At 70.6% G+C, this 11,499-nt stretch carries 11 protein-coding genes; 6 read left to right on the top strand and 5 right to left on the bottom strand.

Annotation, left to right across the window (positions count from 1 at the left end):
• Positions 1-28: 28 nt before the first annotated feature.
• A complete protein-coding gene (locus AC07NX_RS11210) occupies positions 29-715 on the bottom strand; it encodes an AcvB/VirJ family lysyl-phosphatidylglycerol hydrolase (protein WP_494641830.1) in 687 nt (228 codons plus the stop codon).
• A 160-nt stretch (positions 716-875) separates the two neighbouring features.
• On the opposite strand from AC07NX_RS11210, the gene AC07NX_RS11215 reads away from it, so the two are divergent.
• On the top strand, positions 876-1,250 hold the full coding sequence (locus tag AC07NX_RS11215) for a BlaI/MecI/CopY family transcriptional regulator (protein ID WP_494641831.1): 375 nt from the start codon (positions 876-878) through the stop codon (positions 1,248-1,250).
• Positions 1,247-2,869 (top strand): M56 family metallopeptidase, encoded by a 1,623-nt coding sequence (locus AC07NX_RS11220; protein WP_494641833.1) that lies wholly within the window; start codon positions 1,247-1,249, stop codon positions 2,867-2,869. Before AC07NX_RS11215 ends, AC07NX_RS11220 begins: the two co-directional genes overlap by 4 nt.
• 201 nt (positions 2,870-3,070) lie before the next feature.
• On the opposite strand, the gene ligD is transcribed toward AC07NX_RS11220, so the two are convergent.
• Both ligD and AC07NX_RS11230 read right to left on the bottom strand, forming a co-directional pair.
• The gene (ligD, locus tag AC07NX_RS11225; RefSeq protein ID WP_494641834.1) at positions 3,071-5,833 is read right to left on the bottom strand and encodes a DNA ligase D; all 2,763 of its coding nucleotides are present in this window, start codon (positions 5,831-5,833) and stop codon (positions 3,071-3,073) included.
• 53 nt (positions 5,834-5,886) lie between these two features.
• A complete protein-coding gene (locus tag AC07NX_RS11230) occupies positions 5,887-6,261 on the bottom strand; it encodes an MmcQ/YjbR family DNA-binding protein (RefSeq protein ID WP_494641835.1) in 375 nt (124 codons plus the stop codon).
• 152 nt (positions 6,262-6,413) lie between these two features.
• Between AC07NX_RS11230 and AC07NX_RS11235 the strand changes: the two genes are divergently transcribed.
• From AC07NX_RS11235 to AC07NX_RS11250, 4 genes are all read left to right on the top strand, one after another.
• Positions 6,414-7,229: a 2-keto-4-pentenoate hydratase gene (locus tag AC07NX_RS11235; RefSeq protein WP_494641836.1), complete on the top strand. Its 816-nt coding sequence runs from the start codon at positions 6,414-6,416 to the stop codon at positions 7,227-7,229.
• 66 nt (positions 7,230-7,295) lie between these two features.
• Complete coding sequence (locus tag AC07NX_RS11240) at positions 7,296-8,570, top strand: MFS transporter (protein ID WP_494641837.1); 1,275 nt, start codon at positions 7,296-7,298, stop codon at positions 8,568-8,570.
• Between the two features lie 92 nt (positions 8,571-8,662).
• Positions 8,663-9,700, top strand: coding sequence for an oxidoreductase (locus AC07NX_RS11245; protein WP_494641839.1), 1,038 nt, complete (start codon positions 8,663-8,665; stop codon positions 9,698-9,700).
• Positions 9,697-10,173: a heme-degrading domain-containing protein gene (locus tag AC07NX_RS11250; protein ID WP_494641840.1), complete on the top strand. Its 477-nt coding sequence runs from the start codon at positions 9,697-9,699 to the stop codon at positions 10,171-10,173. The genes AC07NX_RS11245 and AC07NX_RS11250 overlap by 4 nt, the downstream gene beginning before the upstream one ends.
• Here AC07NX_RS11250 and AC07NX_RS11255 read toward each other — a convergent pair.
• Positions 10,170-11,009, bottom strand: coding sequence for a hypothetical protein (locus AC07NX_RS11255; protein ID WP_051964554.1), 840 nt, complete (start codon positions 11,007-11,009; stop codon positions 10,170-10,172). The genes AC07NX_RS11250 and AC07NX_RS11255 overlap by 4 nt on opposite strands.
• A 28-nt stretch (positions 11,010-11,037) precedes the next feature.
• Positions 11,038-11,319 carry a hypothetical protein gene (locus tag AC07NX_RS11260; RefSeq protein WP_494641841.1) on the bottom strand — a complete coding sequence of 94 codons (282 nt, stop codon included), beginning with the start codon at positions 11,317-11,319 and terminating at the stop codon, positions 11,038-11,040.
• Between the last annotated feature and the right edge of the window lie 180 nt (positions 11,320-11,499).

Genomic DNA, 11,499 nt, shown 5'->3' on the forward strand with positions numbered 1-11,499 from the left:
TGCGCAACGTCAGCTTGCGCTCGAAATCTCAGAGCGCGGCGGCGTTCAGCACGGCCCGACCCAGCCCCGCATAGTCGCCGTCGAAATGGTGGCCGCCGTGCAACCTGACCTGACGGATCGTGGCGGCCGGCAGGGTCGGACAGATGTCCAGCCGCTCCTTGTCGCCGTAGATGCAGGTCATCGGCAGACCCTTCAGCGCCTCGATCGCGGGAGCGACGGCGAAGGAATCGGCCGTCGCACGGTTCAGCCAGCTGGCCGGGTGGAAGGTCAGGTCGCCGTGCGGGCCGGTTCCGATCAGGACCAGCCCCTTGATCTGACCACGCAGGTCGGCCGGCAACAACGGCACGATGGCCGGCAGGGCGTCGGCCCCGAAGGAGTAGCCGACCAGCACGATCTTCCGGCGGCCCCATTGCGCCTCGCGCCGGCGCAGCTGGTCGGCCAGGTCGTCGGCCACCGCCTGGGGCGGGCGGCGGGTCAGGAAGTAGCGCAGCGAATTGACGCCCAGCACCGGCACGCCGTCGGCGGCCAGCACCTTGGCGACGCCCTGGTCCAGGGAGCCCCAGCCGCCGTCGCCCGAATAGAACACGGCCAGGGTGTCGCCCGGCGCCGTGGCCGGCGTCTCGACTAGGCGCGGCGCGACCGACGCCTCGGCGACCCCGGCGAAGGCCAGGCCGAGAATGGCGGCGAGGGTCAGCAGGCGGGCGCGCGGGCTCATGCGGGTTCTATCGCCCGCAATCTTGGCCTTGGCGGGGCGAAGGTGGGGCGGCCGGGGGGCTTTCGGGACGAGGACGCCAGGTTACGGCGAATTCACTTCGCCCATCCCGCTACACATGTAACGCTACAAATGTAACGCCACTCCCAGCCGCGAGGTCGCCGTGATCGAATCCCTGCCCAGACGCGAGCGCGAGGTCTTCGAGACCCTGTGCCGCCTGGAGGCCGGCACGGCCGCCGGCGTCCGCGCCGCCCTGTCCGACCCGCTCAGCGACTCCGCCGTCCGCACCCTGCTCTCGCGCCTGGAGGCCAAGGGGCTGGTCGAGCGGACGCCCGGTCCCGACGGCTTCCGGTACAGCCCCGCCCAGCGGACCGAGGCCGTCGCCGCCGGCGCCCTGCGGCGGATGATCGACACCTTCTTCGCCGGCTCGGCCGCCAGCGCCGCCACCGCCCTGCTGGGCCTGGGCCAGCGCCTGACCCCGGAAGAGGCCGCCGCGCTCGAACGGGTCATCGACCAGGCGGTGGAGCGCAAGCCATGACCTGGACCCTGCTCGTCTCCCTGCTGGTCAAGTCCGGCCTGGTGGCCGGCGCCGGCCTGGCCTGCGCCCGGTTCCTGACCCGGCGTCCCGTCGAGCGGGTGGACATCCTGCGCGCCACGGTCTGCCTGTTGCTGGCCCTGCCGGTGATCATGAACCTCCTGCCGGCCCTGGACCTGGCCCTGCTGCCGGCGTCCCCGCCGCCCGCCCCGCTTCCCGCCGCGCTCGCGGGCCAGGGCGCCGCGGACCCGGCGCCGGCCACGGCGCCGACCGCCCCGCCCTGGTCTTCGCTCGGCCTGGTCGGCGGCCTGTGGCTGGCGGGCTTCGCGGCGATCGCCGGCCGGCTGCTGCTGGGGCTGCGCACCCTGGACCGCTGGACCCGCCAAGGTCGCCCGGTGACCGAGGGCCAATGGCTGGCGCCGCTCGAGCACCTGCCGTCCGAGGACCGCCCGGTTCTGGTGTCCAGCGACCGCATCGCCAGTCCGCTCAGCTGGGGCGTCGCGCCCGGATCGATCCTCGTCGACCCGGCCAGCCTGGCCCAGCCCCGCGCCGCCCCGGCGATCCTGGCCCACGAGCTGGCCCACCTGCGGCGACACGACTGGATCTTCCTGGTCCTGTCGCGGCTGGCCCTGGCGATCTTCTGGTTCAACCCGCTGGTCTGGCGCCTGCACGCCGCGCTCGCCGAACGCTCGGAGGAGGCCGCCGACGCCGCGGCGATCCAGACCGTTGATCGCGCCGTCTACGCCCGGGCCCTGGTCGGCCTGGCCGCCCATCCCTCCACCCGTCCCGTCCTGGGCGCCGCGACCGCCATGGCCGCCGACGCCCGCACGCTGAAGACAAGGATCGCCTGCCTCATGACCGACACCCCCGCCCGTCGCCGGCCCCTGACGGTGATCCTGGCCGTCGCCGCCCTGGCCGCCGTCGCCACGCCCCTGGCCGCCCTGGCCGTGACCCGCCAGGACTGGGTCGCCCCGCCCCCGCCGCCCGCGCCGCCCGCTCCGCCCGCTGCTCCGCCCGTGGAAGCGATCGCCATGGCCGCCCTGGTCCCGCCACCGCCGCCTCCCCCTGCCCCTCCGGCGCCGCCCGAACCGCCGCCTCCGCCGCCGCCCCCGCCCGAGCCCCCGGCGGGCCCCGGCTACACCTATTTCCGGTCCGCGACGCCCGAGGAGGCGAAGGCCGCCATCGAGGCCCGCGCCCAGGCCGCCGAAGCGCGCGCCCAAGCCGCCGAGGCCCGACGCCAGGCCCATGAGGCCCGCGCCCAGGCCCGCCGCGCCGCCGACCAGGCGCGCGTCGAGGCCGACCGGGCCATGGCCGACGGCGAATGGGCCCGCAAGATCGGCGAGCAGGCCCGCCAGGAGGCCGCGCGCCAGATGGTCAAGGCCCGCGCCCAGATGGCCCGGGGGGCCGTGCAGATGCGCCAAGGCGCCCAGCAGATGCGCGAGGAAGCCGCCCGCCTGCGCGATCCCGCCTATCGCGCCAGGCAGATCGAGGACAACCGCGCGCGCGGCCAGGTCGTCACCGACGCCGACCTGCGCGACCTGGCCGACCGCCTGCCGTCCCAGGCCGATGAGCTGGAGCGCCAAGCCGACCAACTGGCCCGGGAGGCGCGCACGGCCAGCTAAGGGTGGTAGGGCCACGTCTCCGGAACAGCGTCCATCGCCTCTATCCGTTGTCATCCCGGAAGCCTCGCAGAGGCTGTCCGGGACCCAGGGGACTGGGCGGATGCCTTGCGGTTCACCTGGGTCCCGGACAAGCGCTCCGCGCTTTCCGGGATGACAACTCGGACGGATTCGAGCCCCGCCCCGCCCTGGACGCCAGCCCCCTCACCCCAGCCGCTTGATCGCCGCCTTCAGGGGCTTGGCGGAGTCGAAATAGTCCTCCCAGGCCGTGCTCCTGGCGATCAGGGCCGGGGCGGTGCGGATCGTGTACGTCGTCGGATCCAGCCCGGCCTTCACCTGGGTCCAGTTCAGCGGCATCGACACGGTCCCCCCGGGCCTGGCCCGGGCCGAAAGCGGCGCGACGGCGGTCGAGGTGCGGTCGTTTCGCAGGTAGTCCAGGAAGATCCGCCCCTCCCGCGCCTTCTTGCTCATGGTGATCAGGTACCGGTCGGGCGCGTCGGCGGCCATGCGGGCGCAGACCTCGCGGGCGAAGGCCTTGGCCACATCCCACGGAACTTTATCGGACAATGGCGTGACCACGTGCAGGCCCTTGCCGCCGGTGGTCTTGCAGAAGCTGGCCAGGCCCAGTTCCTCCAGGCGGTCGCGGATCTCCCGCGCGCCCGCGATCACGTCCTCGAAGGTGACGCCCGGCGCGGGGTCCAGGTCGAAGACCAGGCGGCCGGCGACCTCGGGGTCGTTCGGCTGGCAGTTCCACGGATGGATCTCGACGGCGGCGATCTGGGCGGCGGCGACCAGGGCCTCGACCCGGTCGAACTGGATATAGGGCTGCTTGTCGCCCCTCACGCTGACCAACCCGATCAGCGACGACATCCCGCGCATGGCGTGGCGCTGGAAGAAGGCTTCCCCGCCGACCCCGTCCGGCACCCGGATGATCGAGGCCGGCCGGCCCTTGATATGCGGCAGCATCCATTCGCCCACCGCGACCATGTAGCGGGCCAGGTCGATCTTGCTGGCCGGCGCGCCGTCGATGTCGGGCCACAGCGGCTTGTCGGGATTGGAGATCGTCACGCCCAGGACGATGCTGTCCTCCTTGGCGGTGACGATCGTCTGCGTCTTCGGCGCCGCCTTGGCCTTCGGGGCGGCCTTCGGCGTCGGCTCGGCCAGTTCGGCGCTTTCGGCCGGGGCCGGGACCTCGGCCTCGACCTCCGCCGCCGGCTTGTCCTCGCGCAGGCCCTTGAACGACGCCTGGCGGATCGAGCCGTCGCCGGTGAAGCCGGCATATTCGATCTCGGCCACCAGTTGCGGCTTCACCCAATGGACGTTGTCGGCCTTGCGCGGCGCGCCCTTGCCCTCGAACGGGGACCTGTCGGTCTCCAGCGCCTTCAGGCGCGGCAGCAGCTTGCCGACCTTGTCGCGTCCGAACCCCGTCCCGATCCGGCCCACATGGGCCAGCTTGCCGTCGCGATAGACCCCGGCGATCAGCGAACGGAACGCCGAGCCCGTCGTCGTATAGCCGCCGATCACCACCTCGTGCCCGGCCCGGCACTTGGCCTTGGTCCAGGTCTCGCTGCGGCCCGAGCGGTACGGCGCGTCCAGCCGCTTGGAGATGACGCCCTCCAGCTCCAGCTTGCAGGCCGACAGCAGCACCGCGTCGCCGGCGGTCTCGAAATGGTCGACAAAGCGCAGGCGGGCCTCGTCCCCGCCCATCATCGCTTTCAGCCGCGCCTTGCGCTCGCGCAGCGGCAGGTCGCGCAGGTCCTCGCCGTCCTGGGCCAGCAGGTCGAAGGCGAAGAAGATCAGGTCGCCGCTGTCGCCGTCCGACAGGGCCACCTGCAGGCCGGCGAAGTCGGGCTGGCCGGCCGCGTCCAGGGCCACGACCTCGCCGTCCAGGATGCTGTCGGGCAGGTCGGCGGCGGCCTCGGCGATGGCGGCGAACTTCTCGGTCCAGTCCAGGCCCTTGCGGGTCCGCAGGATCGCCCGGCCGTCCTCGACGCGGAGTTGGAGGCGATAGCCGTCGAACTTGATCTCGTGCGCCCAGCCCGGCCCCGCCGGCGGGCGGTCCACCGACTTGCACAGCTGGGGCTCGATGAAGTCGGGCAGGACGGCGGGTTTCTTCTTTCCTTTTCCGCTGTCATCCCGGACGAGCGCGGAGCGCGAAGATCCGGGACCGCCGGAAGCGCCGCGCCCAGGCGTTGGTCCCGGGTCTACGCTTGGCTTCGCCCGCGATGACGGCGCGGGAGAAGCGAACGTCCGCGTCTCCAGCGCCTCCTTCCGCAGGGCCTCGCGCTCGGCTCTGGTCCGCGAGGTCCAGACCGCATCGCCCTTGCCCTTCTTGCGCAGGATGAACGGCGACGGCCCCCGGCCCTTGCCCGCCGCGATGTCGGCCATGGTCCGGCCCGAGGCGATCGAGGCGTCTTCCTCCAGGATCGCGGTTCCCTCGCCCGGCCGCGCGGCCTCGTCATTGTGCTTGATCAGCAGCCAGTTCGACCGTTTCCCCTTCCCGTCCTTGGCGTTGCGGTCCCAGTTCATCCGCACCAGCACCCACGAGCCGTGCAGCCGCTCGCCCTCCAGCACGAATTTCAGCTCGCCCTTCCTCAGGGCCTTGGCCACGTCCTCGAAGCCGGGCTCGGGCGCCCAGTAGCCGCGGTCCCACAGCTGCACCGTGCCGCCGCCGTACTGGCCCTTGGGGATCGTGCCCTCGAAGTCGCCATAGTCCAGCGGGTGGTCCTCGACCTCGACCGACAGCCGCTTGTCGGCCGGGTCCAGCGACGGCCCCTTGGTCACCGCCCACGACTTCAGCACCCCGTCGACCTCGAGCCGGAAGTCGTAGTGCAGGCGGGTGGCGTCGTGCTTCTGGATCACGAACCGCGCATGCGGCGCGGGCGCGACGGCGGCGTCGCCGCTGGGCTCGGCGGTCTTGTGGAAATCGCGCTTGCGGCGGTATTCGGCGAGCTGTCCCTGGGCCATGGCGGGGCTCCGTGTCGTGCCTGGATGAAGGCGCGTGGCGGCCGCCCGGTTCCCTAGCCTCCAGCGTCCACGCGCTTGACCAGGCTCTTGGGCGCCACCACGCGCCAGGCGTTCTGCAGCAGGGCGCTCAATTCCGCCGTCTCGATCGCCGCCAGTCGCACCAGCACCGCCGGAAAGCCGCGGTAATGGTCGTCGTCGAAATAGGTCCCGGGCTCGGCCTCCAGCAGCAATTCCTTCGTCTCTGGCCGGCAGCGCACGGCCAGGACGCCTGGCACGAGCTCGCGCCGTCCCTTGGGCGTGGCGCGCGCCAGATAAGGCCAGGACAGGCCCTTGCCGCGCACCGAGAAGCTCAGCGAATCCTCGGATTCGCCCGCCTCGACCTCGGGCAGGGCCAGGATCGCGCGTCGGACCTCGGCATGATCGACCATGAACGGTAGTGAAACCCCCGCGACACGGGCATGACAATCCCCCTGCCACCGGTGTCGCGTGGCCGATTGTCAATGACACCGGTTTCCATTATGCACGACCAAAGCCCGTCGAACGGGACCGTATGTGTGTTTCGCGAGGGAGGATTCGCGGCGTGACCGTTTCCGAGGCCGAGAGCGAGGTGTTCGCACCGGCGTCCATCGCATCCCAGTTCGTCGAAGCGCGCCTGAAGGGCGTGTCGGTCCCCGGCTATCCGGGCGGCGTCCTGCCCCAGTCCATGGCCGACGGCTACGCGGTCCAGGACATCGCCATCGACCTGTGGCCCGACGAGCTGGTGGGCTGGAAAGTCGGTCTGGTTCCCCCGCAGCATCGCGAACGCCTGGGCGCCGAGCGCCTGGCCGGCTGCATCTTCAAGACCAAGGTCTGGGACGCGGGCGAGCAGCCCACGCCGTTCCGCGCCATCGCCGGCGGCTTCACCGCCGTCGAGGCCGAATTCGTCATCCGCCTGGGCAAGGACGCCCCGGCCGACAAGACCGAATGGACCGCCGAGGAAGCCGCCGACTATGTGGGCGAGCTGATCGTCGGCGTCGAGATCGCCGGCAGCCCGCTGGCGACCATCAACCAGCTGGGCCCGCCCATCGTCGCCTCGGACTTCGGCAACAATGACGGACAGATCCTGGGCGCCGTGGTCGAGAACTGGCGCGACATCGCCTGGGAAGACATGCCGGCCGAAACCTTCATCAACGGCGTTTCCGTCGGCAAGGGCGGCGCGGCCTCGATCCCCGGTTCGCCCCTGGCGGCCCTGGCCTTCCTGCTGGGCCACGTCGCCTCGCGCGGCCGTCCGCTGAAGAAGGGCATGCTGGTCACCACCGGGGCCAGCACCGGAATTCACGACATTGCCGCCGGCGATACGTCCCGCGTAGACTTCGGCCCGTTCGGAAGCGTCGCCTGCGTCGCCGTTCCGGCCTAGAAGAGATTCGCGAACCGGCGGGGGCGTCGGAATAACTACAAGCCTAAGGGTGAGGATGTGACGTCCATGGACGCTCCAACAATGCCGGCTCCATCTGCGAAGATCGGGCGGTACAGGTGGGTCATTGTCGGCCTGCTGTTCCTGGCGATGGTGATCAACTATGTCGACCGCCAGACCATCGGCCTGCTGAAGGCCGACCTGAGCAAGGAATTCGGCTGGAACGAAAAGCACTACGCCGACCTGGTGTTCTACTTCCAGCTGGCCTACGCCGTGGCCTATCTGGCCTGGGGCAAGATCATGGACAGGATCGGGGCCCGCTGGGGCTTCGGCATCGCGTTCCTGATCTGGCAGATCGCCCATATCGGCCACGCCCTGGCGCGCGGCTTCGGCGGTTTCGCCATCGCCCGCATGGGCCTGGGCGTCGGTGAGGCCGGCGGCTTCCCGGGCGGCATCAAGGCCGTGGCCGAGTGGTTCCCCAAGAACGAGCGCGCCCTGGCCACGGGCATCTTCAACGCCGGCACCAATATCGGCGCCATCGTCACCCCGCTGGTGGTGCCGGGCATCGTGCTGGCCTTCGGCTGGCAGATGGCCTTCATCGTCACCGGCGTCGTCGGCCTGGTCTGGCTGCCGCTGTGGCTGATCGTCTATCGTCGCCCGCGCGAGCAGAAGCGCCTGTCGGCCGCCGAACTGGCCCATATCGAGCAGGACCCGGCCGACCCGGTCGAGAAGATCGGCTGGGTCAAGCTGCTGGGCAAGAAGGAAACCTGGGCCTTCGCCCTGGGCAAGTTCCTGATCGACCCGATCTGGTGGATGTTCCTGTTCTGGCTGCCCGACTTCCTAGGCAAGCGCTACGGGCTGGACCTGAAGTCCTTCGGTCCGCCGCTGATCGCCATCTACCTGTTGTCGGACGTCGGCAGCGTCGGCGGCGGCTGGCTGTCTTCCAACTTCATGAAGATGGGCTGGAGCATCAACAAGGCCCGCAAGATCACCATGCTGATCTGCGCCCTGCTGGCCGTGCCGGTGGTCTTCGCGGCCAATGTCGACAACCTGTGGGTCGCCGTCCTGATCATCGGCGTGGCCACCGCCGCCCACCAGGGCTTCTCGGCCAACCTCTACACCCTGCCCTCGGACGTGTTCCCCCGCGGCGCGGTGGGCTCGGTCGTCGGCATCGGCGGCATGCTGGGCGCCTTCGGCGGCATGGTGTTCTCCAAGTACATCGGCCAGGTCCTGGACAAGATCGGCACCTACACCCCGATCTTCATCGTCGCCGGCAGCGCCTATCTGGTCGCCCTGCTGGTCGTCCACCTGCTGACCCCCAAGATGGAGCCCGTGAAGGTCTAGCCGGCCGCCGCGAGCCTCCGAAGAACCCGCCCCCGGTCGATAGATCGGGGGCTTTTTCTTTTTCTCGCCGGGGGAGAGGATATAAGACCCGGATGTCCTCCCCCCTTCCCTTCAAGGTCGCCCTGGTCGGCTACGGCTTCGTCGGCAAGACCTTCCATGCCCCGCTGGTCGTCGCCACGCCCGGCCTGCTGCTGCACACGGTGGTCTCCAGCGACCCCGCCAAGGTCCTGGCCGACCATCCGGGCGTGAAGGTCGCCCCCGACCTCGACGCCGCCCTGGCCGACGCCGAGATCGACCTGGTGGTGATCGCCACCCCCGACCCGCTGCACGCGGCCCAGGCCCACGCGGCCCTGGACGCCGGCAAGGCCGTGGTCATCGACAAGCCCTTCGCCGCCAGCCTGGACGAGGCCCGCGCCGTCGCCGACCACGCCCGGCGGGCGGGCAGGCTGCTCAGCGTCTTCCACAACCGCCGCTGGGACAGCGATTTCCTGACCCTCAAGGCCCTGATCGCCGACGGGTCCCTGGGCGAGATCGTGCAGTACGAGAGCCATTTCGACCGCTTCCGCCCGATCGTCCGCGACCGCTGGCGCGAGAAGCCCGGGGCCGGGGCCCTGCCGGACCTGGGACCGCACCTGATCGACCAGGTCCTGCAACTGTTCGGCCCGCCCCAGGCGGTCTGGGCCGACCTGGCGGTCCAGAAGGACGGCGGCCTGGCCCCGGACTATTTCCACCTGGCGCTGCGCTATCCGCGCCTTCGGGTGCTGCTGCACGCCAGCCAGATGACCATCGACTCGCGCCTGCGGATGGCCGTGCACGGGACCCGGGGCGGCTTCGTCAAGCAGGGCCTGGACGCGCAGGAGACCGCCCTGAAGGCCGGGGTCGTCCCCGGCTCCGAGGGCTGGGGCGCCGACCCGTCTCCGGGGACCCTGACCGTCCCCGACGGCGACGCGACGACCAGCCGCGTGGTCGAGGGCGTCCCGGGCGACTACCTGGCCTACTATGCCGCCATCCGCGACGCCCTGTCGGGCCATGGCCCCAATCCCGTCCCGCCCGAGGAGGCCCTGGCGGTGATGGCGCTGATCGACCTGGCCCAGCGCAGCGCCGCCGAGGGCCGGGAGCTGTCGCTGTGACCGACACCGAACTGCTGGCCGCCATCGCCGTCCAGGAGAAGGCGCTGGTCTTCCCACGCTTCACCCTGGAGGACGCCTGGACCCTGGGGACCGCCCTGCGCGACGCGGCGATCGCCCGCAAGGCGCCGGTGGCCATCGACATCAGCCTGCCGGACCGGCCCCTGTTCCACGCCGCCCTGCCGGGCGCGGGCCCGGATAACGCGGACTGGGTGCGCCGCAAGCGCAACACGGTCCTGGCCCTGGCGACCAGCACCCTGGCCGTCGGCCTGAAGCTGAAGGCCTCGGGCGAAACCCTGGAGCAGCGCTACGGCCTGTCGCCCCGCGACCACGCCGCCCACGGCGGCGGGTTTCCGCTGACCCTGGACGGCCTGGGCTGCATCGGCGCGATCACCGTCTCGGGCCTGCCGCAGGTGGAGGACCACGGGCTGGTGGTCGAGGTGTTGGAGCGGATGCTGGCTCAGCCCGGCGCTTAGGCCGCCGCGCACAGCCAGTCGAGAATGGCGTCGGCCAGCCGCCCTTCGGCGACCTTGTCGAAAGCGGCGAACATCGGCTGCGAATTGACTTCGAGGAAGATCCATTCACCGTCCGGGCCGCGCATGAAGTCCGCGGCCGCGAAGTCCAGCCCCAGCGCTTCGCACAGCGCGACCAGCCTGTCCGCGAGCTCGGCCGGCACGACGCCTTCGCGTAGAGACACAGCCTGGTGCTCGCGGTAGTCCAGGTCCGGCGACTCCAGCTCGAAGCCCAGCACGCGGTCGCCGACCCGATAGGCCCTCAGTTCGGGGCGATCGAGCCGCGCCTGGATAAAATAGGGATAGGTCGGCGGCGTTGCGTCGGAAACCGCCTCGGTGAGCTCGCCGCCCGCCACCGGCTTGCGCACCTTCGGGCCATTCCACGCCAGGGCTTCTGCATCGGTCGCGACCACGGTGGCCGGGACCGCCAGGCCCGCCTCTATCGCCCGCGCCAGGTTTTCCAGCTTGTTGTGATCGGCGCCGCGCGCCCGTCTGTTCAGCAGCCGAACGTCGGCGCGAGACCCGGCCCAGCCGCGTACAGCGTGGTACCAGTTGAGAGCGGCCCGCTGATCGGCCACTTCACCGGTCTTCTGGGACAGGAAGACGTCATGGCGCACGAAGCAGGCGGTAGGCTCGACCACCTGTCCGTCGAGCGCGAGCTCGCCGCCGAGCGTGATCCTGATGGCCGGCGCCAGGGACGGCCCGACCAACAGGTCGCGAAACGGCAAGCCTCGCGCCAGCACGCGTTTGAGCAAGGCGCCGATGTTCGGATCCAATTGCCCGCCGGCGACAAGGATCATCCGCGCGCGAGGGGACCAGCGGCCTGGCTCAAGCCGGATCCTCTTCACCCAGCATCTTGGTGGTCACGGGCGGGTCCTCCTCGCCCAGCGCCAGCGTCGTGAGGATATTGTCCTCTTCCTTCAGCGGAAGCGTGGTCACGGGTGGATCTTCCTCACCAACGGCCTTGGTCGTGACGTCGTTGCTATGGATCGGGCCAGGTTCTTCCTCCCCGACAGCCAGGGTCGTGATCGGCGGGGTTTCCTCGCCCAGCGCCAGGGTCGTGATTGGCGGCGTTTCCTCGCCGATCACCAAGGTCGTGAAATCGGCCATGGCCCAAGTCCTCCGACAGCGGCGCCTCGCGCCGGTGAGGTTGAAAGTTGAAACGCGATGGCGCGGACGCCACGCGGCGACGCACTGAACCTGCCGGCAGTTAAGCTTTACCGAGACGAAAATGCAAGTGATGATTGTTCAAGTGCTCAATATACATCTTTGATTGAATTTCAGATAGCG

This window comes from Caulobacter sp. GW821-FHT09A05, from assembly GCF_059418465.1.